The organism is Flammeovirga yaeyamensis (assembly GCF_018736045.1).
GTDB lineage: Bacteria > Bacteroidota > Bacteroidia > Cytophagales > Flammeovirgaceae > Flammeovirga > Flammeovirga yaeyamensis.
The window spans coordinates 977,501-1,000,534 of the sequence record NZ_CP076132.1; the positions used below are offsets into that span (position 1 = coordinate 977,501).

Genomic DNA, 23,034 nt, shown 5'->3' on the forward strand with positions numbered 1-23,034 from the left:
CGTACTCCCCGAAATGCCTTTAGGGGCAGCGTCGGATGAGTTTGATGGAGGTAGAGCTACCAATTAGATGCGGGGGAGTCATATCCTACCAAATCTAGATGAACTCCGAATGCCATCAAACACTACCGGCAGTGAGGGCTAGGGTGCCAAGGTCCTAGTCCGAGAGGGAAAGAACCCGGACCATCGTCTAAGGTCCCCAAGTGATAGTTAAGTTGAACTAAGGAGGTCCAGTCGCTGAGACAGCCAGGATGTTAGCTTGGAAGCAGCTATTCATTCAAAGAGTGCGTAACAGCTCACTGGTCGAGCGACAGGGCATCGATAATGATCGGGCATTAAACTATCCACCGAAGACATGGATTTGTGCATTAGCACGAGTGGTAGGGGAGCATTCTGACGGGGTTGAAGCTGCATGGTGATGTGCAGTGGACCGGTTAGAAAAGCAAATGTAGGCATAAGTAACGATAAGGCAGGTGAGAAACCTGCCCGCCGATAGACCAAGGTTTCCTGGGCGACGCTAATCGTCCCAGGGTTAGCCGGGACCTAAGGGGATTGCCGAATGGCATACTCGATGGATATCAGGTCAAAATTCCTGAGCATCCTATATCATCGACGGAGTGACGGAGTGATGAAGTATCTGCGTACTGACGGATTAGTACGTTGAATTGCGTACCTATAGGTTGTGTAGTTAAATGCGCACGACTTGGGGAGACAAGACAGTACAGAGCGGCCACGGCCAATCTGATAACGATACGAAACGCTTCCAAGAAAACCTTCTAAGATTATGTTATAGGATCCCGTACCCCAAACCGACACAGGTGGTCAGGGTGAGTAACCCGAGGCGCTCGAGTGATTCATGGCTAAGGAACTAGGCAAATTAGCCCCGTAACTTCGGGAGAAGGGGCGCCTACTTACTTTGTAAGAGGCCGCAGCGAAGAAGTCCAGGCGACTGTTTAACAAAAACACATGGCTATGCGAACTCGAAAGATTCAGTATATAGCCTGACACCTGCCCGGTGCTGGAAGGTTAAGAGGGGGAGTTAGAAGTAATTCGAAGCTCTGAATTGAAGCCCCAGTAAACGGCGGCCGTAACTATAACGGTCCTAAGGTAGCGAAATTCCTTGTCGGGTAAGTTCCGACCTGCACGAATGGTGCAACGATCTGGACGCTGTCTCGGCCATGAGCTCGGTGAAATTGAAGTAGCGGTGAAGATGCCGCTTACCCGCAACGGGACGAAAAGACCCCATGAACCTTTACTGCAACTTAACGTTGGCCGTTGGCCAGGAGTGTGTAGGATAGGCGGGAGACTGTGAAGGAGCGTCGCCAGGCGTTTTGGAGTCATTGTTGAAATACCGCCCTCTCCTGTTCGACGGTCTAACGGGTTTTGAACCCGGACATTGTTTGGTGGGTAGTTTGACTGGGGTGGTCGCCTCCAAAAGAGTAACGGAGGCTTTCCAAGGTTCCCTCACGACGGTCGGCAATCGTCGGAAGAGCGCAATGGCATAAGGGAGCCTGACTGCGAGAGAGACATCTCGACCAGGCACGAAAGTGGGACATAGTGATCCGGTGGTACCGCATGGAAGGGCCATCGCTCAAAGGATAAAAGGTACTCTGGGGATAACAGGCTGATCTCCCCCAAGAGCTCATATCGACGGGGAGGTTTGGCACCTCGATGTCGGCTCGTCACGTCCTGGGGCTGGAGAAGGTCCCAAGGGTTGGGCTGTTCGCCCATTAAAGTGGCACGCGAGCTGGGTTCAGAACGTCGTGAGACAGTTCGGTCTCTATCTGTTGCGGGCGTTGGAAATTTGAGAGGCTCTGACTTTAGTACGAGAGGACCGAGTTGGACACACCTCTGGCGTACCGGTTGTTCCGCCAGGAGCATCGCCGGGTACCTATGTGTGGAGCGGATAAGCGCTGAAAGCATCTAAGCGCGAAACCCACCTCGAGATGAGATTTCCTTATGAGGGTTGTTATAGATGATGACGTTGATAGGCTTCAAGTGTAAGTTCAGAGATGGATTAAGCTGAGAAGTACTAATCGCCCGAAAGCTTTTCTTCGGTTGGTGTCCCCTGATGGGGGCACTGACAAAGTTTTTACTGTTCACAGTCAATGATATTAAGACATTGATGGTGCCAATGACGTAGGTGTTCACCTCTTCCCATTCCGAACAGAGCAGTTAAGCCCTACAGTGCTGATGGTACTGGGTTAACCCCCGGGAGAGTAAGTCGGCGCCACATTCATTAAATATAGAAGGTTAGTTAACACAAGATGTTGGCTAACCTTTTTTTGTTTGTGCATATTTTGGCGTAAATCCCACCGCCACCCGCTTGAAATATCAGGATATTCCTGCGGGGTGTTGATGTGATTTACACTCAAAATCTGAACAAACGGTTATGGATAGCCATATATTGAATAAGCAAGGAATTCTATCCAATGTAGATATATCTGCGAAAACCGATAGTTCCCGAGGGGCCAAGGCCGCCTCGCTGGAGACGGGGATGTAGATGGTATATAAAATATTACTATGATTGACAATGCCCAAATAGTGTAGGCCAATAGTTCGTGTAACGAGGGGCTAAGGCCACCTCTATAAAGACTGAGAAATAACTAGTGTTTCTACGAAAAACATCCCCAAAATCTTGGATGATCTTACCTGCTACCTGCTATCTAAATAGTTATCAACAAAAAAGTGGATAACTTTCTGATTTATCCTAAAACAAATCGTCAAGTTATCCACACAATCAACAGTAAAATGTTACTTAATGTAATTTCTTTTTTTGATAACAGGTTTTTTCAGATTACCATAAAGCTCCTCGTTTCTTTTTTCATAAGCTTCGGAAGCCTCTTCAATGGTAGGATAATTCCCTAAATCTGTTCTTTTGCCATTTTCATAAATAATTGCCTTAAACTTCTTACCAACTTTAATGACGCCTCTATAACCATGCTTATTTCGATGCTCTTGAAGCCTTCGAAGTTCTTCCATGGTTTTCCAATCTAAGTTTTCTTCTCTTAAATCTAAGCGATTTCCATTGATATTATGAACAAATAGTCGTTTGTCTGATTCACGTTTGTCTAGCAATTTTTCTGCAATCAACCGATGCAGGTAAATAGTTACATTTTTGTATTTACCATCAGGTCTTGGAAAGTTCCTTTGAAAAAAAACATATCCACTAGTGTGTATTCTCAAGTTGTTCAACACATCAAGCTCTTTTAGATATGGATTATTCTCCAGTAACTCTAAGGTCCGATGGGACACAATGACAGTTTTCTTACTGTTTTTCAGTTTTAATTTACATAGCATGATATTTTGATTGTTGATGTTAGTAAGTTGAACGATTGATTAGTAGTAAAATGTTACGAAAATCGCCTCTTTTTAGATTAATTTAAAGCATAATATTAGATATAAAACGTATTTTAAGGGATCTTTAGGAACTTTTTAAATTCCAAATAACCAAAATGTTAGATCTATACGGCATTAATTTTATCCTAGCAGGAATATTCTTCACTTTGAGTGTGTTGTATCTCTGTATTTACATGATAACTGATAGAGATATTCAAAAACTAATTTACGGGTTGATGAGTGGTAGTAGTGGGGCATTTATATTGTTATCTACCTATACGCATTCGCTATTTGATCTTGATGAACATCAACAGTTTTCCACATATATGTTGGTAACTTATATGTTTTTAATGATGATGATTTTTAGAGCTGCCTATGAACTTTCAGAAAGAATATTTAGAAAAACTTATTTGTATCTTACATTTCTATCTATTTTGATAATACTATTTATGTTCTTTTTCGGAGACTATTTCATGTACACCGATAAAGTACTAGTAAAATCAATACAGTTAGCATCCGAAAAATATTATTATCTCAAAGGAGAACCTCAGACACTTTATTTCTTTTTGACCATTATTTTCTATCTAAGCTGTATTTATTACTTCTCAAGACTGGTCATTCACTCTATAAAATTAAATTCTCTAAGAAAGATAGTGATCTCATCTTTAGTAAGTATATTATTTATCTTTAGTAATATCTATGATGTATTTATTGATATTGGTACTATAAAAGGTATTTTTCTAACAGAGTATGCAGTCACTGGAATTGTGATGCTTTTGAGTATTGACCTCTTATTAAGTTTTTATTTAGGATATCAAAAACAAGTTTCACTTAATATTATTACTAAAAGTTTTGAAGAAATGATCCTGAATATCGATTTATATGTATTTCGATACGATGATAATGGGAATATAACATTCTTCAATAAATTTTCAGAGAAAGAATTATCATTTGATAATAACAACCTACATCGTCCAATAAAAGAGTTTTTTAATATAGAGGAAAAAGAAGAGGATGATCTTAATTTTAGATTAACCGTAAAAGGATCAAATTACAAAGTAATTGAAGGCACAAGAGTAACTGTCAACTTATCTTCTCATTCTCGAGAAAGTTACATGATAGGTTACGAAATTACTCAACGTCTAACCCATCAAAAGAAATTAACAGAAACTTTGGATGAGCTTCAGAAAGTATCAAAACAGCTGGAAGAGGAGAATACCTTCCTGAAAGAAACAAAGTTTAGAGGGAAGAATAAACCAAGTGTTCTCGTAATTGATCATAACTTTTCTATGTCTGTAGAAAGTGAAATCAAAAGAATAGCCAATTATAAAAGTACGGTGTTAATTCACGGTAATGAAGGAGCAGGTAAAACTTATATTGCTAATCAGATTATCAAATATGGAGATAGAGCTGAGAAACCTCAAATAGTCTATAATTGCCACTCTACCTTAAAGTCGGTATTTAATACCAAATATTACGAAGACTCAGTATATACACAAGGGTATAATAAAAGTATTCTTGATGTAGCGAATGGAGGAAGTTTAGTTTTAGAAAATATCCATTATCTCTCTGATGATGATCAAATATATCTATTGGACCTTTTAAAACTATTGGATGAAAGTGATGACCAAAAATATGATGTGAGATTTATTGCTACTACTGATCAGAATCTGAGAAAACTTGCTGAAGAAGGTAAATTCAATCTAGAACTCTATCACTTTTTAAGTATTTATAGAATTCATTTGCCTGATTTAAAGAGAAGGCTAAGTGATATTCCCTATTTAGTAGAAGTGTTTGTGGAGAGTTATTGTAAGAAAAATAATATTCCACAGTTTAAAGTATCTATAGCGACAATAAAAAAATTACAAGCCTACCATTGGCCAGAAAATATTAAAGAACTAAAATATATTATTCAAAGATCAATCAATAACTCAAAAGGCAAAACACTTAAGCTTTTTCAGTTTGAAGAATATGTAGAAGATCATAGAGAAGGTAATTCTGAATATTTATCCTTAGATCAGCAAGAAAAGAAATATATCCTTAAAGTTTTAAAGCATTGTAACTGGAAAGTAAGTGGGAAAAATAGTGCCTCCGAACTATTAAAAATAAACGAAGCAACATTAAGATCAAAAATGAAAAAATTGGATATCAAAAAGGTCTAAATAACCTTACAATTATTCTATTAGTGATATTTCACGAAAAAAAGACTACTTTTTAAATGTTTGTAAACACTATAAGTTTCACTATTACAGTAATTTATGTGTTTTTTGATAGAGGATTATTCAAAATTAAATTATTTACAAATATTGTTTATTAATATTGCACAGATCAAAAAAATGATTGACTCAAACTATAGCCCATTTATATATATGGGCGAAAACTTATTTTAACCTATATACCTATTCAATGTTATTAATAATTTTTCTACCCCTACTTTTGAAACCAAATTCATCCTAGGCCGTTAATGAAGATGAAATCGCCGGAAACGAGCGGTTTTTTAAACGAAAGAAAAATTATTCAAACGATTGAATAATTTTTGGAAAAGATTAAAATTCGCTAGAACAAATTCATTACTAAACATAAATATTACTATGAAAAAGGAAATCAAAAAGTACCCTGCTATCCCACAAGAGAGATTGGAAAAATACCAGGATCTATGGAAAAACTCAACAAGTAGAGATGGTGTTCATCCAGACGTGAAGGCACACTTGGAAAGAGTAAAAACAATGGGTGGTGGTCAAGGTATCGAATTCTTGAGTAATATCAACAAAGATTACCTAGGTGCTTTTATGGCTCCATTCTCTAGAGACTTGGAAGAAGCAGATATCGCAATTATCGGTATGCCATTCGAAAAGTCTGCTCCAATGAATGCTTCTCATAAATATGGCCCTAAAGCATTAAGAGAATTATCGAAAAACTTCATGGGTACAACAGAACCATGGATCAACGGAGAGTTCGATATTCCTTTCGATTTCGCCAACATCATTGACTACGGTACAATCGATACTTATGGTCAGTTTGATTTATCAGGTGAGATGGAGCATGCGATTGAGCATTACAGAAAAATTGTTTGTGATAATCATATCATTCCTTTCATGTGGGGTGGTGATCATACAGTTTCAGTAGCTCCTTTGATGACATTGGGTGAGACTTACGGTCCACTTTCAGTAATTCACTTTGATGCTCACTATGATTTGGTAACGGAAGCTGACTTCCCTTATCCATACCACTCAGGTAACATGTTTACTCAGAACTTTGCGAAAGGTAATGTAGACCCTGAGAGAATGATTCAAATTGGTATTAGAGGTAGAATGACTGGTCTTGTAGGTGGTCACGCGAAAAACTTCGGTACTAATGTGTACTTCGCTGATGAAGCAAGAGTAATGTCTCCAAGAGAAATGGCAGACAAAATTATCGAGGTAGTGGGTGATGGTCCTACTTATATCTCATTGGACCTAGATTCATTAGATCCAGTGTACAACTCAGCTTCTTCTGCTGTTGAGCCATTCGGTTTGGATGCCAATTGGGTACACGATGTATTGAAATTAGTGAGAATGTCAGGTAAAGTAAACCTTGTAGGTGCAGATGTTGTAGAATACGCTCCACAAAATGACCCAGCGAAAACATTTGGTTACATCGCTGCAGGTCTTAGCTGGAAAATCCTTTGCTGGTTAGCGGCAGATGTGAAACGTAGAAATGGTGGAGAAAATCACCCTACAAACTGGCCACAAGCGTTTGGTAACGTTACACTTTAATTACTTAGAACTTTAAAACATTAAATATATCATGGCAAATTTCTTTTCATTAGAAGGACAAGTTGCAATCGTAACAGGCGGTACTTCGGGTATCGGTTTAAAAACTGCTGAGCGTTTTATCGCTGCAGGTGCTAAAGTAGTGATCTCAGGTCGTAAAGACGGAACAGAGATCGCAGAGAAAATCGGAGCTACTTTCGTTCAGTGTGATGTTTCTAGTGCGGAATCAGTAGAAGCGATGGTTAATAAAGCTGTTGAAACATACGGTAAAATTGACATCCTAGTAAATAATGCTGGAGCGAACTTCGGCTACGACACAATGATGGAAACAGACATCGAAAACTTCGATAAAAACTTTGCTATCAATACTAAAGGTGTTGTTCACGGCATCAAGTTCGGTGTACCTCAAATGAATGACGGTGGCCGTATTGTCAATGTAGCCTCAGCCGCTGCAGTTCAAGGTGTGGCTTATTTAGCACCTTATGTAGCTTCGAAATGGGCTGTGGTAGGTATCACAAAAACAGCTGCTGTTGAATTGGGTAGCCGTGGTATCAGAGCCAACGTAATTGCACCAACTTCAGTGAATACACCAATGGCAAATACTCCAGAAGGTCAACCACAATTGAGAATGGAGCACAAAGCAGTACCTCTAGGACGTATTGCAGAGCCAGAAGAAGTAGCTTCATTGATTCATTTCTTATCAGCTAAAGACTGTGATTTCGTAAACGGTCAAGTAATTGGTGTTGATGGTGGATTTACTGCTGGTATGAGCATCGATGCTTACAACACATTAGCTGCTGAATAATTAAAAAAATATAAGTGGACGTGGTCCTGCCACGTCCCATCAAAACATAATCTTACAAATTAAATAATACTACTATGGGAGCACAAGGAAAAACTAAATCGACGAATGCAGATTTCTTAAGATATGCATTGAAAAGAACTTGGATGGCTGCAGGCGCATCAGAAGAGCACGGTAATGCAGTTGCAGATGCACTAATGTTGGGTATCCGTCAAGGTAAATTAAACCAAGGTTTAGGTGTATATGAAGCAATTGACATCATGCATCAATCAGGTTTATTGGATATAAACGCAGAGCCAGAAGTTGTTGGTGAGGGAGATACTTGGGCATCAATCGATGGTAAGCGTTCATCAGGTTACTGGACATTGACTAAGATGGCGAACATGGCGATCGAAAAAGCGAAAAAGCATGGTATTGCTATTGTTTTTGGTCATAACCATAACGATGCAGGTTCATTCGGTGCTTACACTTGGATGGCATCAAAAGCAGGTTGTGTAGCATTAACTTCGAACAACTCTGTACCAATGTGTTCACCTCTAGGTGGTATGTCAAATACAATTTCTGTACCTCCATTTGATGGTATCGGTCCTGCAGGTGAAAAGCCTCCAGTATGGATGTCAACAAAACTTTGTGAGTGGTACGATGCAGATACAGCACAAGCGGTTCTTCAAGGTACTAAGCTGAAAGGTGATTATGTAATTGATCCAGAAACGGGTGAATTATCAAACGATTTGGCTCCATACGCTCAGCCAATAGAAGGTTATGGTCGTGTGTACAACCAATCGGCTTTCCAACAATTGTCTAACCCAAGAGTGTACATGTTGAACCTATTCAACGAATTACTTTCAGGTATTATCAACCCAGGTGGTATCATCACTCCAGAAGTTCCATCATTAGGTGATATTGTTGACAAAAAAGCAGACGGTACTTCAGTAGGTGGTTCTTATTTTATTTGTATCGATCCTTCAGTATTTGGTCCATTGGGTGATGTATTGGCGAAATCAGATCGTTTTGCTCAAGCAATCGAAGATTCTCCAGCTCGTCCAGGTCAAAGACAACCAGGTATGCCAGGTGCAAGAGGTTATGAATCAATCATCAAAAACGAAGAAATCGTTGAGGTATTGGATTCTCACTGGGAGCCATTCTTCAAGACTCAAGCAGGTAGATACGGTCTATCAGAAGAGAGCTTAAGAGAAGAGTGGGAAGCGCAAAGAAATAAATAATCAAATAGAATATTCTAGAGGTTGTAGGGATGAAGTATTCCTTTGGTAAGGACGTAGCAGTGCTACGTCCCTACAGCCATCGAATTAAAATAATTCAAAAATGAAACTTCTTGAAAACAAAGTTGCTCTAGTAACAGGAGCAACAAAAACAAAAGGTTTAGGTAGAGCAATTGCTGAGAAATTGGCAGAGTTAGGGGCTAAAGTAGTTTTAACTGGCCGTAACAGCTCTAAAGAGGGGATGGAAGCAAACGTTGCAGCAATCAAAGCAAATGGTGGCGAAGCAATGGGTGTTTTAGTAGATGTTTCAGATGCAGCTCAAGTAGATGCAGCTATCCAACAAGTATTGGATGCTTACGGTTCTCTTGATATCGTAGTGAACAATGCAGGTGTTGGTTTTGGTTCTGCTTTATTGGACGAAAACACTGACAAAGACTGGGATGCCAACTACGCTGTAAACGTAAAAGGTGCTTTAGCAGTTTGTAAAGGTGCTATTCCTGCCATGGAAAAATCTGGTGGTGGAGCGATTGTAAACGTTGCTTCTACAGCGGGTATCGCAGCGGGTATGGGTATGCCTTATCCTTATGTTGCTACAAAACACGCATTAGTTGGTGCAACTAAAGTGTTGGCTATTGAGCAAGCAGCGAAAGGTATCCGTGCAAATGTTGTTGCTCCAGGTGCAATCAATACAGACATGTTGCAAGAAGCTTATAAGGCAATTGCAGAAGCTGAAGGTTGTTCAGTAGAAGAGGCAGCAGCGAAAGAGAATGCGGGTATTCCTTTGGGTCGTCCTGCTGAGCCAAGTGAAATTGCTGAAGCAATTGTATACTTAGCTTCTCCTGCAGCGAGTTACATTACAGGTATTGTATTGCCGGTTCACGGTGGTATGGCACCAGGTTTATAAGATCTTATTTAGCATCATCGACTCTTAGGAGTTGATGATGTTCTAAAGAAACTGAAGATGAAGAAAGTTGCGTTAATTACAGGAGCTGCCCAGGGAATTGGTTTCGAAACAGCAAGGCTTTTAGGAGAGAAAGGATATGCAGTCATACTAGCTGATGTTCAAGATGCTTCTTCAAAAGTCGAGGAACTTGAAGGGAAAGGTATCGAAGCCAAAGCCATATCATTTGATTTATCAAATAGTGCTACTTTTTATCAAGTAGTGGAATTTGTGGATAAGCATTACGGTAGATTAGATGCATTGGTAAACAATGCTGCCATGTTGGTAGATATGGGAAAGCATCCATCAGATTTATCAGAAGAACTATTTAGAAAAGTAATGGAAGTGAATTATATCGGACCATTCCTTTTCACTCAAAAGTTAGTTCCTCTTTTAAAGAAAAGTGAGTCAGGCAGAATCGTTAACCTTTCCACTCAAGTGGCACAATTAGCTCAGTTATCTGATATGAATTCTCCATTAAGAGATGATATCTGTGCCGCTTATCAAAGTTCTAAGATTGGAGTAAATGCCATGACAGTGCTTTTTGCGAAGGAGTTGGAAGAATTTGGTATTAAAGTAAATAGCTGTTGTCCAGGTTGGGTAGACAGTGCTATGAATACCGACGAACTACCTGATTATGGTGATGAGGCTCGACCAAAAACACCAGCAGAAGGAGCTGATACATCGGTATGGTTAGCTACGCTTCCACAAGATGGACCAACTGCAGGTTTCTTTACAGATCGTGAAAAAATCAATTGGTAACTAAACAATAATCATTCTACTATGTGTAACAATACTGAAAAACCCGTTTTAAAGTTCGAAACTCCAAAATTCAATTATGATGAATTGGAGCAGCAACTCAACGATTATGAAGCAAATCCAGAAGGATATAAGCATGATGGACCGTCAATTATTTCTGTTCGTCAAGGGATACGTGCCGGAAGAGGAGGTAGTGTTGCAGTAGGTGGTTGTTTGCTTCATCATGATGAGGTGATTGCAGAAAATATGTCAAAAGCCAACTCTCCTTATCACCGCTTGGATTTACATGCTGAGATGGTGCTATTGAATGAGTTAGAAGACAGATTGTGTGATGATAAAACCCCTCGAATGAGAGATTACACTTTGTTTACTTCTCAAGAACCTTGTCCGATGTGTTTGGCAAGAATCTGTTTTAGTCAAGTGGGTAAAACGTATTACGTTTACAGAGACGGAAATAGTATTGAAGCTGGAGCACAAACGAATTATGAAAGAATGCCAGAAGGGTTTCAATTGTTGGGTTCAAGATTGATTGTTGAAGAAGCAGATTGTTCTCCGAAGCTAAAAGAAATTGCACGTCAGGTATGGCTAAACTCCATCGATCATTGCGTGGACGAATGGCTAGAAAGATATTAATATGGCATCACAAGAAATACAACAACCTAGAGACCACACCTACTTTCTGGACTATGTAAAACATTTGGGCATGCTGCTTTTTGCAATAAGTATGACCACCCCAGTTTTGGGATTGATTGTTTTTGATGTGGAAACAGAAATTGTAGATGGAGAAAAAGTAATAGATTCTCAATTGATATGGGATAAACCATTTCTTCCTTATGTAGCTGGTTTCTTGATATTAGTTATCCATTGGTTCAAGTTCGTCGAAGTACATCATTCGATGAGAACAACCAACCTCAATCAGATATTAATCACCTTTGGTTACTTCTTTCTACTATGTCTCTATCCTTATTTTGAAATGAACATTGAGTTCACTTCAGATCAACCTCATTCAAGAGCCATTTTTAGTGCTGTATGGGGATTATTAGGCATCTTTTCGTATTGGAAACTGCATCATGCAAAGAAAAACGATATGCTTAAAGAGGAGATGACCGACGAGAGAATCAAGGTGTTATCCAACGAAATTTTAGCTGACCCAGTAGTCGCAATAGCTTGTATAGGTCTATCCTATATCAGTTTCCTCGCTTGGTTAGTAGGCATGGTTGCTTTAGTACCTATCGCCAATTATATATTAGCAAGAACTAGCATCAGAGCTGGTCATTAATTTTCACTATGAAACAATTCATTTCACTATTTACTCTTCTTCTTTTATCAAACTTCATTTTCGCACAAGAAGAAATTGACGCATCAAAGCCAACCAACTTTTATACTCAGTTGTACAACCATTTAGAATACAACTATTCTAAAAATGGAGCAGATACATATGGGTATAGAGCAGAGTTTATGTTTGCACCAAGTGATGCACACTTGTTCTTAGCTGAGATGCCATTATTGCATAACACTGAGACAGGGAAAACAGGCATTGGAGATTTTAGAGCGAGATATTTTTATCTCCCCTATAAAAACTATGATAAGTTCTTCGGAGCATTTGGTCCATCGGTAGACATTTTTGCTCCTACAGGAAATTATGATGATGGTTTAGGATCTGGAGCTTGGTTAGTACAGCCAGGTGTTACAGTAGGTTTAATGATAGCAGATTGGATTCAAATGTTCCCAATTCTTTCTTATCAGTACACTTCAGCACCAGTGTTAGAAAGACCAGGTTTGTTCCAAGATCCACAACACGGAATGTCGTTTCAGATCATCACTCCAATTATTTTGAGTGAGAAGATGTTCCTTCAAGTTACGCCAATTTATACGGCAAGTAACATTGGTATGGAAAGAAACGACCGTTACATACAAGAATTTATTGCACAATACGCATTATCAGATAAGCTACAACTTAGTGGTTTTTACAGAGGAGTTTTTAAAGATGATAATCACACTGCTCGTTTGGCCCTTGTAGTTTTCCTTTAAGAAACGAAAAACATTAAATAGATAGAATCATGAGCGATATCAAAATGAACCCGCTTTTAAGCGTGAAAAACGGAGAATTATTTATCGAAGATGTAAGCACTGTAGACATTGCTAATAAGTACGGTACTCCTTTATTCGTGGTATCAGAAAACATCTTGGTACAAAACTACCTTGCCTTCCAAAACACTTTCCAAAAGTTTTATCCTGAGGGAAGAATTCGTGTTATGGCAGCGGTAAAAGCCAACCCAACTGTAGCGGTAAGAAGAGTATTATCTCAAGCGGGTTGTGGTTGTGATACTTTCGGTGCTGGAGAGTTGGAAACAGCAATTAGAGGTGGTGTACCTTACGAAGATATCGCCGTTAACGGTTCGATTAAATCAGATGATATTATCAGAAAAGCAATTGATTTAGGTATTCATATCGTTTTGGATAACAAAGACGAACTAGGTGTTTGCCAAAGAATTGCTGCTGAATTGGGTAAAGAAGCACACGTGATGTTGCGTATCAAGCCTTACATGAAAGACCTTGATGAGCCATCGGATTTCTTCCCCGCACGTTTGATTCGTGAAATGACACAAACGGTAAAATACGGTATCCCTACTTCTGAAGTAAGAGAGATGTTGCCACAGTTTGCCGATTGTCCAAATGTGAAGCTAGTTGGTGTACATACACATGCCGGTCGTCACTCGAAAAAGCCAATTTTCTGGTCGTCATTGGTACAATCAGTAGTCGACATGATCAAAGAAATTCATGATGGTGTGGGTAATAACTGGTCACCTTCAATTGTTTCTGTTGGTGGTGGTTTCCCTGCTGAAATGGACAAAGAAACTCGTGTTGCAGTAACGGATTACGATACGCCTCACTTAGAAGATTTCGCTAAAGTGATTACAGAAACTTTCAGAAATGGAATGAAAGGTATTGGGCTTTCTTCTGATGGTGTAATTCTTGAAATCGAGCCGGGTCGTGCGATGTACAACGAAAGTGGTATCCACTTATTCAAAGTACATAACATGAAGCATGAAACTGCCAATGGTATGGATTACCAATGGGCAGAAACAGATACTTCGGAGACGTTCTTAAGTGTTGGCGGTTTGAATGTAACACCTCCATTCGATTTAGTAGCGTGTAACAAAGCAGATCAAACATACAATACTCCTGTAGATGTTGTAGGTATTACTTGTAACTACGACTGTCTTGCAGAACAACATAAAATGCCACAACTGGAAAAAGGGGATACACTGGCGTTCTTGAACACAGGTTCTTACATCGAGCCTTATACTTGTAACTTCAATGCACTTCCTAGACCAGGTATGGTGATGGTAAAAGGTGATACTGTGGAATGGGTGAAAACTCCTGAAACACAAGACGAGGTATTCTCGAGACACGTTGTACCAGAAAGATTAAAAGATATCTAGTAATGACTAGGTATTGTTAAGCCTAATTTGTTTAGATAAAATGTATCGATGGGGACGATGAAACCCTCGTCCCCTCGGTAGTTATGGAAAGAAATTTCTCTCTATTGATTACTTCTCATGGGAATGAAAAAAATACTACTATGTATAGGTTGGTTATTGACTTTACCACTTCTAGCACATCATCCTGACAATCCATCAGGAACATTTGAGATCGACTGGAAGACAAGTCAAATCGATAAAACCATAGCTACAGGAGTGTTCCAAACAATGGGACTTCGTGTGGATAATGATCCATCTAGAGCCGGCGTAAAAAGAGACGGGGACGATCAGATTCTATACGGTATAGCTTTGGGATTTAGTATCGACGATACTTTTGCTTTTGATATCGATCAGAAAGTAAAAGTAACTGTGGAGATGGAAGTAAGTAATCTCAAGCAGTTCTATTACGCTTACGACAGAAATGGTGTAGTAGAATCTGTACACAAAGTGGATATCAAAGAAGGACAAACGGGATGGCAGACGTTCGAATTTGTTTTGGACAGAGCTCGTTTAGCTAACAGAGGATATGGGAACACAGACTTTGCTTTATCAAGTAATGTGGATATGTCTTCTCAGTTATTGTTCATCAAGGATATTCGTTTTGAATTGGTAGGTGATAATGTACCTCAAAATCCTACTGGAAATTTACAGTTAAACCTTTTCAATAAGAAATCAAAAGAAAGAGTAGCGGCACAGATCGGACTATATGATGCCACTGGCAGAATGCCTCTTCCAACAGAAAGTGCTATCGAGCTACAATTCTTCGAAAACATGGTTCGCTCTGTAGAAATCAGAGAAGAACTAGATCAAATCAACTGGCCTCATAAAAACCATTATACAATGTATATCGATGGTTTGTATCAAGCCAATATTCCTGCAGGGAAGTATGATTTAGTAATTATGAAAGGACCTGAATATCCAATTTATCAAAAGACAATTGAGATTAAGGAAGGTCAGACGAATAACATCAACTTGTATTTGGAGCATGTATTTGATATGCCTAAAAAAGGTTGGTACTCTGGAGATGTTCATAACCACTTCTCAAGAAGAAATTCGAGCATGAACCCGAATCAAATTGCCCATGCGAGAGCAGCAGATTTACATATGCATTGGTTGTATGCATTGGGGAATTCGGTCACGACTCACTTCGATCAATATGCTTGGGGGAAAGAAGGTCAGTACAAAGAGAAAAATTATTATATCGCTTCTGGACAGGAAGATCCGAGAACTGACTTTCTAGGTCACGTTTTAGCGATGGGACACAATGAGTTTGTTCGCTATCCCAACGAATACTTCCATTACGATAAAGTATCGAAAGAGGTACATAATCAAGGAGGTGTATTTGGAGTAGCACATATGGACTTCGCTCAGTTCCAACAAAATATTGCTTTGGCTTTATTGGTTCCAGAAGATGAAGTGGATTTTGTAGAGATTTTCCAATATCACTCTTTGAACTTAAACGATTGGTATGCTTTCCTTAACCTTGGGTATAAGTTATCGGCAGCAGCGGGATCGGATTGGCCGTACATGTCGCTTCCAGGAGCGGTAAGAACTTATGTGAAAGTTGATGGAGAATTTTCTCCAGAAGCTTGGAACGAAGGTTTGGAAAAAGGAAGGTCGTTTGTTTCCAATGGTCCGATGGTCGATTTCAACATCAATGGATCTGATATAGGCTCGACGGTGAGTGTGAAGAAAGGAGAGAACATCACTTTAAAAGCCAAAGGTTATATCGTTCCAAGTTGGGATAAATTAAACTATGCTTCTGTGATTATGAATGGGGAGATCATCAAAGAGATTAAACTGGAAAAAAGTCAAGAAGAAATTGAAATTAATTTAGATATCCCAATGGAAGAAAGTGCTTGGTTTGCGATCAAAGTACATGGAGAAAAAGCCCATGATATTGTATTCCAAAGTCACTTTACCAAAAGAATTCAAGCCCACACTTCTCCGATTTATGTAGAAGTAGATGGTCAGCCAACTTGGTCAAAAACAAAAGGACCAGAGATCATCGATGCTTTAATCAAAAGAATGGAAGAGGTGAAGGAAATGAAGTATCAGCGTTACGATAACGAGGCTTGGGAAAGTCCTGATAGAACGTCTGAAATGTTGGATGCTTTCCGTCCATTCTTAAAGACATGGATTGATGAAACGAAGGCATACTACGAAGATTTAAAAAAGAAAATTGTGACACCATAGATTAAACTAACAAATGAGTACGCAAGATAAAATGAACTGGAAACCGTTAATCGTAATCATCCTCTCGATGGTGATGATGTACATTACATCATTTAGTATTAACGTATTGATTGGCCCAATTGTACAAGACCTCAATTGGTCGGTATCGGGTCTGCAAATGGTGATCGTATCCGCGTCTTTAATTGCTGGTACTTTGATGGTAACCGCAGGACGTTTAGGCGATAAAATAGGGAAGAAAAAAGTATTTATCATCGGATCAATTATTTATACCGTTGGTCTGACGATAGTAGTTTTAGCACCCAATTCCACGATATTTAGTGTAGCATGGGCTTTGATTTGGCCTTTCGGTATGGTGTTGGTTATTCCGACATCCATTGCACTCATCATGTATTTCTACGATGGATCTCAAAGAGCTTCGGCATTTGCCATCTATGGAGCGGTACTATCAATTATCTCTGCTTTAGCACCAGTAATTGTAGGTTATTTAGCTTCTATCGTTTCATGGAGAATAGCACTAGGTTTATCACCTGCATTTGGTGTATTGACCATTTTAGCTGCTTTCACCTTACCAGAAACAGAAAAAGATTCATCCATTAAAATTGATATTCTATCAGTAGTATTATCAGTATTGGCTTTCGGTACCTTCTTGATTGCAACGACAATGGCATCGGAGTTCGGTTGGTTAATGGAGAAAAGACCATTTGATATTGGAGGGACAGTCATTCCTTTAGGAGGATTATCTATTGTGCCTGTGATGTATGCCATTGCAGTAGTATTATTGATTGTCTTCTTCAAGAGAGGAGCAGCGTTGACAGCCAAAGGAGAAACACCATTATTGAGTGCATCCATTTTGAAAAACATACCATTCTCTATCGGGATGACAATTCAAGCGTTATTGTACTTCTTGATTGCGGCAGTATTGTTTACGGTTTCAGTCTTTGTACAATCGGCAGCAGGTTTAGATTCTTTTGATACAGCATTGACCACTTTACCAATTTCAATTGGTGTAGCCTTCACCGCTTTCGGAACAGCAAGTTTAGGGGAGAAAATTTCTCCAAAATTGATCGTGATAGTTGGTTTTGCGATCATCTTAGGAGGATCATTCTTATTGACACAACAAACATCTGTGGAGATGACTTGGATGTCAACGATCTCAGGAGCGTTAGTGTTCGGTGTTGGTTGTGGTTTAGTGATGGCACAAATTGCCACATTAACGATGATCAAAGTACCTTCATCTCAGGATGGAGAGGCTTCTGGATTATCAGAGACCATGAAAGAGATTGTAGGTCAAGGATTCGCCATTGCCTTCGCAGGATCCATCTTATTCGGTTCGGTTTATTCGAATATGGTAGACGGTTACGAAACGACTGAGGAGCTTCAGTTATCGGAGACTGCCAAAGAAGAAATTATTATCGAATTAGAAGATACATTTATGGAAATTACTCCTGAGGAAGAGAAAGCTTGGGTACAGGAGGAGTTACCAGAAAAAACAAAAGCTGCGTATCAAGAGATCGTGAACAATTCTGCTGAGAAAGCTTTCACAGATACATTTATGATCATCAGTATCTTTACGGTGATTTCATTGATATTAAGTTTCTTCCTTCCAGGAAAAGAAAAGTAAAAATAATTAGAGGTTGACTCAGTATTCTTGAGTTAACCTCTAACATAATATATTCTCGTTGAGAGCTTCGAAAAGATGTCTCGACGAATAAAGTATTATCTATCCTAAACACAAAAGCAAATGAAACAGTTTAAAGGTGTATCGATTATCGATACAGACGGCGAGAAAAAAGAATTTATTATTGGTGCTCCTTTTTTAGGAGATGAAGCAAGAGAGATTGAAGAAGTCTATGTTGAAGATTGGCATCAATATCCTCTTGTTGTTGTGAAAACAAGTTTAGGAGAGCAACATTTTGCTGATGTTGAATACGAAATTTTATACGAAGAATAAAAAAATAAATAATACGATCCATTCAATCCACGCATTCAAAACTTATTATGAAATATCAAAAATTAGCCTTTTTAAAATCAGGTAGTCCTAAATCAGACGAAGCTTTTCAGTTATTGACTTCAGTACATAAAAACTATTCAGTCGATGAAGCTGATGTCGTAGTTGCTTTAGGTGGAGATGGCTTCCTTTTACAAGTACTTCATACCTATCCAGGTTTAGATAAACCTGTATTCGGTATGAACAGAGGAACTTTAGGCTTTTTATTGAATGAGTACAAGGATGATGTGGATTTATTAGAACGTATCAATCATTCTCAAGATGTGCATTTATGTCCAATTTCTGTGGATATCGAAGACGATCAGGGAGAGCATTTTCATTATAAAGCCTATAATGAAGTGTCGGTGATCAGATATTCTGGGCAGAGTGCAAATCTTGAGATTTCTGTCAATGGAAAGGTTGCATTAGACATGCTAAATGCGGATGGTGTTTTAGTAGCTACTCCAGCAGGATCAACTGCTTATAACTTTTCAGCACATGGTCCAATCATTCCATTGAATGCAAATTTATTGGCTTTAACGCCAGTATCACCTTTCCGTCCAAGACGTTGGAAGGGAGCTTTACTACCCAACGATGTGGTGATTGAGATTAAAAACTTAGATCCACAAAAAAGACCAATCGGTGCCGCTGCAGATTCCAAAGAAGTGAAGAATGCAGTACATGCTAAGGTTTGGCAAGACAAAAAAGACACGAGACATCTACTATTCGATAAAGATCAATCTTTAGAAGACCGCATTTTATTAGAGCAATTCAGTATTTAATTTATGATGAGATTTCTGCAGTGTTCAAGCGTATTTTTATTTCTATTGATGCCAATTTTTTCTTGGGGTCAAGATTCTCTGTCATGGCCTTTAGATAGCTATCAAGACCGACGTTACAAAGAAAATTGGAAACTAGAAGATTGGTCAGTTCGTGATGCACAATCGAGAGATTGGTCCGATAAGATAAAAGCTGTTCCATTATCAAAAAATAAAAAGATTTGGACATCGTTTGGTGGACAAGCTAGGGTACGATACATGCCTACTGTAAACGAGGAGTTTCAATCACCTAACTCGGGTTTATTTACTTTTCGTTTGAGAACACATGCGGATATTCATTTCGGTAAAAACTTTAGAGTATTTGCAGAGGGTATATATTCGAATACCACTAAAGATAATACGGACAGACTTGGTGCTGGAACACCTGTAACAAATGGCGCCTTTCTCAACCTTTTCGGTGAATATAAATTCGATTTGTATAACAATACCTATATGGGAATTTGGGCAGGTCGAAGGGAATTACAGGCAGGGCACGAACGTTTATTATCCCCCGGCAATTGGCTTATTACTCGTCGATCTTTTGATGGAGCCGGTTTTTATGTAGGGAATGATAACAACAAGTTAGTGGCCTTTGTGAGTAAACCAGTTATTCCTGTTCCCGACGGCTATACCACTAGAGATGAAAACACCACTTTCTGGGGTGTACGCTACGAATCGTTTGATGTTGCCTATACCACCACTGCCGGGTTTGGCGTACCAAGTTGGTCGTCTTTTGATAGAACCTACTTTGAACCCTACTTCTATGGTCTACATAGAGAAAATGCAGTCTATGAAGATGGGGTAGCCAACGAACAACGTTATACCGCAGGTTTCTTATTGGCAGGTCCAATTAAACGTATTTTTAATTATGAGGTGGAAGCCATGTATCAGTTTGGTAAGTTTGGTGATAAAAACATCAATGCTTACTCTATTACGACGGAGTTTGGTGTATCCTTTCCAGAGGTAGCTACACAACCACATATCTGGGTGGGATTTGATTATTCATCAGGTGATCAAAACAAAGGAGATGGCACATTAGGTACCTTCAATCCTCTCTTTCCTCAGGTAGCACAGTTTTTTGGAGAACATGGAGCCATGGATCGTAAGAACTTAACTTCATTATCTGCCAATGTCGATTTTACTTTATTCAAAGTGGTAAAATCGAGGTTGACGTATTGGAACTTTCAAAGATCGAGCTTAGAAGATGCGGTTTATAACACATCAAATGGTATATTAAGAAGTGGAGAGAGTAATTCAAGAGACTTAGGTGATTCCATGCAATTATCATCTGTAATTACTTTAAACCGTCATTGGGAAATTTGTGCCACCTATAACTTCTGGGTTCCAGGACAATATTTCTGGGATACACAAACAGGAAAAGCACACACCCAACATTTCTTTATGTTGACCACTCAGTTTACTTTCTGATGAAAAAGAAATCATATAAAATAGACCCAAAATACTTAAAAGAGTTTTTCTCTGTATTGTTCGGGGTGATGTTCGCCTTATTTATTGATACGTTATGGAGTGATCATGAACATCAGCAATTAGCAGAAAAAGCTTCTCATGATATTCTAACAGAAATAGAAGAGAATCAAATAAAGATCGATTCTTTGATAATAGATCATCAAAAGACAAAAGAACTAATATCTGAAGTTTTAAAAGAGCTCAAGGAAGAGAAGAAGGATTCTGTACCAAAAGAAAAAGATGTCATCTTAAGTTTTAGATTGATTGAAGATACAGCATGGGAAACAGCAAAAATTTCGGGTGCAGTAACTTACATGGAATTAGATCAGCTTTCTAAGTTTAATGGTTTGTATAAAATGCAAATGATTCATATGCATAATATGGAAAAGTTTATGGAACATTCATTTACAGGTATGCAACTCCTATCTCAAGAAGAAAAGCTTTCCCAGATGAGTTATTTTATTCAAAGTGCTATTGCTACAGAACAACAATTACAAGAAAGATATAAAGAGATATTGAATGATTATAAAGTAAGTAAATGAAGTTCGTATGGGTACATATAATCATACTAGTTTTATGTATCAATCAGTCGATAGCACAAACTGATTCGACTTCATTACGTCCATATAAAAACAATATTTTAGCCTCACCGGCTTTATCCTATAGTCCTAAAACAGATGTCGTTTTAGGACTATATTTTTTATATCAGTTCAAACTCAAGAAGGATGATTATGCTACCCGTCCTTCTAATGTGAATTTTTATGTGGGGTCTTCTTATAAAGGGCAAAATTACCTTTCGACGGAACATGAGTTATTGAGCAATGGTGAGAAATACTATTTCAAAGGAAAAATTGAATACAAGAAAACTCCAGAACAACTCTATCGAATTGGTCCGGATACAGGAGAGGATGATTTTATTAATGCGGAGTATCATTCTCTTGAAATATTTGAAAGAGTAGTGCATCAGTTCAGACCCAATATGTTCATAGGAGGGAAGTTCCGTTCCATCAGTATTTTTGATATCAATTATACAGATCAAGAAGGAAAAAGCTTAGATGAAAATAGTTTACCATTTCCTGGGGCTGAGGGAGGAAGTTATCTTGGTATTGGTCCTGTTTTTATTTGGGATAAACGTAACAGCATTATGACCCCAACAAGAAACTTTTACCTAGATTTAACCACTCTTTTTTATACTAGTTTAGATGATTCAAGATCTTTTATCACTCTCAAATTGGATGGACGTCGCTATTTTGACCTAAAGAACAACGGACAAACGATATTGGCTTGTCAGTTACTAGTTCAGAATAATTTTGGTGATATACCCTTTCATGAATTATCCCTATTGGGAGGAAAACAAATAATGAGAGGTTATGAATTAGGGCGATATAGAGATTTTCATTCCATACAAACACAAGCTGAATTACGTCAAAAAGTTTGGGGGAGATTTGGTATGACAGCCTTTTATAGTTTAGGAACAGTATACGATGAACTTAGCGATTTTCAACATTTAAAATCTACTTTAGGGGCAGGGCTTCGATTAAATATCAATAGAAAAGATCCTGCAAATGTGAGGGTCGATTTTGGATGGAGTTTGGAAGAGAATAATAAAGGTATTTATATCACATTAGGAGAAGCGTTTTAAATCCATTTTTATTTGATAATTGAATAGTATTCTTTGTACTAGAGTGATTTAGTCTCGTTTGATCAATAGTTAATGATTTTAAATAAATCAAACGATCGAATAGCTTGAACGTTTGTTCAGTTATATCATCTAACAAAGACATTATGAAACGTACATACATAAAAATATTCATTCTTGGGTTAATGACCTTATTTTGGTCTTGTAGTAAGAAATCAAACGTACAACCCACTAGTATTCCAAGTATAAAAATATCCACACCAAACGATGTGAGTATAGGGGAGGGGAAAGCGAATGAAGATATTCAAGTGAATTTTAAGGCGGAAGGGTTGATAGATCATGTGTTGGTCACTTTCCCGATGCAAGGATTGGGTGTTAGTGTTGAACTCACTAGAGTGCCAGAATCTGAAGAAATGAAAGAAATACAAGATTCGCTGTTGGATGGAGAACTTCCTGAAAAAATAAAGGGAGCGATCAATGCCAAAGCTTTTCTTAAAAAAGAAGTGATTAACGAACTGAAAAGAGGAGAGCAGTTATTCACTTTTGAAATGATTGATAGAAATGGCAATCATGTTTGGCAAGACCTCACGATTAACGTGTACTAATTCTTGTCTATACATCTCTCCTTTTACA

At 38.5% G+C, this 23,034-nt stretch carries 19 protein-coding genes and 2 rRNA genes (1 of these 21 running past the window's edge); 20 read left to right on the top strand and 1 reads right to left on the bottom strand.

The window, feature by feature from the left end; genetic code table 11:
• Positions 1-2,053: ribosomal RNA gene (locus KMW28_RS03790) — 23S ribosomal RNA — on the top strand; it begins 826 nt to the left of the window's first position.
• Between the two features lie 68 nt (positions 2,054-2,121).
• Positions 2,122-2,233, top strand: a 5S ribosomal RNA gene (rrf, locus tag KMW28_RS03795).
• 518 nt (positions 2,234-2,751) lie between these two features.
• Here the strand turns inward: rrf and KMW28_RS03800 are convergent.
• A complete protein-coding gene (locus tag KMW28_RS03800; protein WP_066210089.1) occupies positions 2,752-3,297 on the bottom strand; it encodes an HNH endonuclease family protein in 546 nt (181 codons plus the stop codon).
• A 155-nt stretch (positions 3,298-3,452) separates the two neighbouring features.
• Between KMW28_RS03800 and KMW28_RS03805 the strand changes: the two genes are divergently transcribed.
• The 18 genes from KMW28_RS03805 (at position 3,453) to KMW28_RS03890 (ending at position 23,006) form a co-directional block, all read left to right on the top strand.
• The gene (locus tag KMW28_RS03805; protein WP_169667196.1) at positions 3,453-5,498 is read left to right on the top strand and encodes a sigma 54-interacting transcriptional regulator; all 2,046 of its coding nucleotides are present in this window, start codon (positions 3,453-3,455) and stop codon (positions 5,496-5,498) included.
• A 429-nt stretch (positions 5,499-5,927) separates the two neighbouring features.
• Positions 5,928-7,091: an arginase family protein gene (locus KMW28_RS03810; protein WP_044221198.1), complete on the top strand. Its 1,164-nt coding sequence runs from the start codon at positions 5,928-5,930 to the stop codon at positions 7,089-7,091.
• Positions 7,092-7,122: 31 nt separating this feature from the next.
• Positions 7,123-7,893, top strand: coding sequence for an SDR family NAD(P)-dependent oxidoreductase (locus KMW28_RS03815; protein WP_044221200.1), 771 nt, complete (start codon positions 7,123-7,125; stop codon positions 7,891-7,893).
• A gap of 74 nt (positions 7,894-7,967) precedes the next feature.
• Positions 7,968-9,113 (top strand): Ldh family oxidoreductase, encoded by a 1,146-nt coding sequence (locus tag KMW28_RS03820; protein WP_169667194.1) that lies wholly within the window; start codon positions 7,968-7,970, stop codon positions 9,111-9,113.
• 100 nt (positions 9,114-9,213) lie between these two features.
• Positions 9,214-10,014, top strand: a complete 801-nt coding sequence (locus tag KMW28_RS03825) for an SDR family NAD(P)-dependent oxidoreductase (protein WP_066210085.1) — start codon at positions 9,214-9,216, stop codon at positions 10,012-10,014.
• 57 nt (positions 10,015-10,071) lie between these two features.
• Positions 10,072-10,812 carry an SDR family NAD(P)-dependent oxidoreductase gene (locus KMW28_RS03830; RefSeq protein WP_169667192.1) on the top strand — a complete coding sequence of 247 codons (741 nt, stop codon included), beginning with the start codon at positions 10,072-10,074 and terminating at the stop codon, positions 10,810-10,812.
• Positions 10,813-10,833: 21 nt separating this feature from the next.
• On the top strand, positions 10,834-11,442 hold the full coding sequence (locus KMW28_RS03835) for a nucleoside deaminase (RefSeq protein WP_169667190.1): 609 nt from the start codon (positions 10,834-10,836) through the stop codon (positions 11,440-11,442).
• Position 11,443: 1 nt separating this feature from the next.
• The gene (locus KMW28_RS03840) at positions 11,444-12,088 is read left to right on the top strand and encodes a TMEM175 family protein (RefSeq protein WP_169667187.1); all 645 of its coding nucleotides are present in this window, start codon (positions 11,444-11,446) and stop codon (positions 12,086-12,088) included.
• An 8-nt stretch (positions 12,089-12,096) separates the two neighbouring features.
• A complete protein-coding gene (locus KMW28_RS03845; protein WP_169667185.1) occupies positions 12,097-12,840 on the top strand; it encodes a hypothetical protein in 744 nt (247 codons plus the stop codon).
• Between the two features lie 29 nt (positions 12,841-12,869).
• Complete coding sequence (locus KMW28_RS03850) at positions 12,870-14,255, top strand: diaminopimelate decarboxylase family protein (protein ID WP_066210080.1); 1,386 nt, start codon at positions 12,870-12,872, stop codon at positions 14,253-14,255.
• Between the two features lie 123 nt (positions 14,256-14,378).
• Complete coding sequence (locus KMW28_RS03855; RefSeq protein WP_169667183.1) at positions 14,379-16,490, top strand: CehA/McbA family metallohydrolase; 2,112 nt, start codon at positions 14,379-14,381, stop codon at positions 16,488-16,490.
• A 13-nt stretch (positions 16,491-16,503) separates the two neighbouring features.
• Complete coding sequence (locus tag KMW28_RS03860) at positions 16,504-18,111, top strand: MFS transporter (protein ID WP_169667181.1); 1,608 nt, start codon at positions 16,504-16,506, stop codon at positions 18,109-18,111.
• Positions 18,112-18,231: 120 nt separating this feature from the next.
• Positions 18,232-18,441, top strand: coding sequence for a hypothetical protein (locus KMW28_RS03865; protein ID WP_169667179.1), 210 nt, complete (start codon positions 18,232-18,234; stop codon positions 18,439-18,441).
• A 47-nt stretch (positions 18,442-18,488) separates the two neighbouring features.
• Positions 18,489-19,259 (top strand): NAD kinase, encoded by a 771-nt coding sequence (locus KMW28_RS03870; RefSeq protein ID WP_205958245.1) that lies wholly within the window; start codon positions 18,489-18,491, stop codon positions 19,257-19,259.
• Between the two features lie 48 nt (positions 19,260-19,307).
• Positions 19,308-20,723, top strand: a complete 1,416-nt coding sequence (locus tag KMW28_RS03875) for an alginate export family protein (RefSeq protein ID WP_169667177.1) — start codon at positions 19,308-19,310, stop codon at positions 20,721-20,723.
• Positions 20,723-21,304, top strand: a complete 582-nt coding sequence (locus tag KMW28_RS03880; RefSeq protein WP_169667175.1) for a hypothetical protein — start codon at positions 20,723-20,725, stop codon at positions 21,302-21,304. Before KMW28_RS03875 ends, KMW28_RS03880 begins: the two co-directional genes overlap by 1 nt.
• Positions 21,301-22,404 (top strand): BamA/TamA family outer membrane protein, encoded by a 1,104-nt coding sequence (locus tag KMW28_RS03885; protein ID WP_169667173.1) that lies wholly within the window; start codon positions 21,301-21,303, stop codon positions 22,402-22,404. Before KMW28_RS03880 ends, KMW28_RS03885 begins: the two co-directional genes overlap by 4 nt.
• A 143-nt stretch (positions 22,405-22,547) precedes the next feature.
• On the top strand, positions 22,548-23,006 hold the full coding sequence (locus tag KMW28_RS03890; RefSeq protein WP_169667171.1) for a hypothetical protein: 459 nt from the start codon (positions 22,548-22,550) through the stop codon (positions 23,004-23,006).
• Positions 23,007-23,034 lie beyond the last annotated feature (28 nt).

Excerpts from the sequence above, each read along its gene's own strand:
- KMW28_RS03850 (WP_066210080.1), top strand. The coding sequence starts at position 12,870 with ATGAGCGATATCAAAATGAACCCGCTTTTAAGCGTGAAAAACGGAGAA.
- KMW28_RS03860 (WP_169667181.1), top strand. The coding sequence starts at position 16,504 with ATGAGTACGCAAGATAAAATGAACTGGAAACCGTTAATCGTAATCATC.
- KMW28_RS03815 (WP_044221200.1), top strand. The coding sequence starts at position 7,123 with ATGGCAAATTTCTTTTCATTAGAAGGACAAGTTGCAATCGTAACAGGC.
- KMW28_RS03875 (WP_169667177.1), top strand. The coding sequence starts at position 19,308 with ATGCCAATTTTTTCTTGGGGTCAAGATTCTCTGTCATGGCCTTTAGAT.
- KMW28_RS03810 (WP_044221198.1), top strand. The coding sequence starts at position 5,928 with ATGAAAAAGGAAATCAAAAAGTACCCTGCTATCCCACAAGAGAGATTG.
- KMW28_RS03825 (WP_066210085.1), top strand. The coding sequence starts at position 9,214 with ATGAAACTTCTTGAAAACAAAGTTGCTCTAGTAACAGGAGCAACAAAA.
- KMW28_RS03855 (WP_169667183.1), top strand. The coding sequence starts at position 14,379 with ATGAAAAAAATACTACTATGTATAGGTTGGTTATTGACTTTACCACTT.
- KMW28_RS03820 (WP_169667194.1), top strand. The coding sequence starts at position 7,968 with ATGGGAGCACAAGGAAAAACTAAATCGACGAATGCAGATTTCTTAAGA.
- KMW28_RS03865 (WP_169667179.1), top strand. The coding sequence starts at position 18,232 with ATGAAACAGTTTAAAGGTGTATCGATTATCGATACAGACGGCGAGAAA.
- KMW28_RS03805 (WP_169667196.1), top strand. The coding sequence starts at position 3,453 with ATGTTAGATCTATACGGCATTAATTTTATCCTAGCAGGAATATTCTTC.
- KMW28_RS03890 (WP_169667171.1), top strand. The coding sequence starts at position 22,548 with ATGAAACGTACATACATAAAAATATTCATTCTTGGGTTAATGACCTTA.
- KMW28_RS03880 (WP_169667175.1), top strand. The coding sequence starts at position 20,723 with ATGAAAAAGAAATCATATAAAATAGACCCAAAATACTTAAAAGAGTTT.
- KMW28_RS03800 (WP_066210089.1), bottom strand. The coding sequence starts at position 3,297 with ATGCTATGTAAATTAAAACTGAAAAACAGTAAGAAAACTGTCATTGTG.
- KMW28_RS03835 (WP_169667190.1), top strand. The coding sequence starts at position 10,834 with ATGTGTAACAATACTGAAAAACCCGTTTTAAAGTTCGAAACTCCAAAA.
- KMW28_RS03870 (WP_205958245.1), top strand. The coding sequence starts at position 18,489 with ATGAAATATCAAAAATTAGCCTTTTTAAAATCAGGTAGTCCTAAATCA.
- KMW28_RS03845 (WP_169667185.1), top strand. The coding sequence starts at position 12,097 with ATGAAACAATTCATTTCACTATTTACTCTTCTTCTTTTATCAAACTTC.
- KMW28_RS03830 (WP_169667192.1), top strand. The coding sequence starts at position 10,072 with ATGAAGAAAGTTGCGTTAATTACAGGAGCTGCCCAGGGAATTGGTTTC.
- KMW28_RS03840 (WP_169667187.1), top strand. The coding sequence starts at position 11,444 with ATGGCATCACAAGAAATACAACAACCTAGAGACCACACCTACTTTCTG.
- KMW28_RS03885 (WP_169667173.1), top strand. The coding sequence starts at position 21,301 with ATGAAGTTCGTATGGGTACATATAATCATACTAGTTTTATGTATCAAT.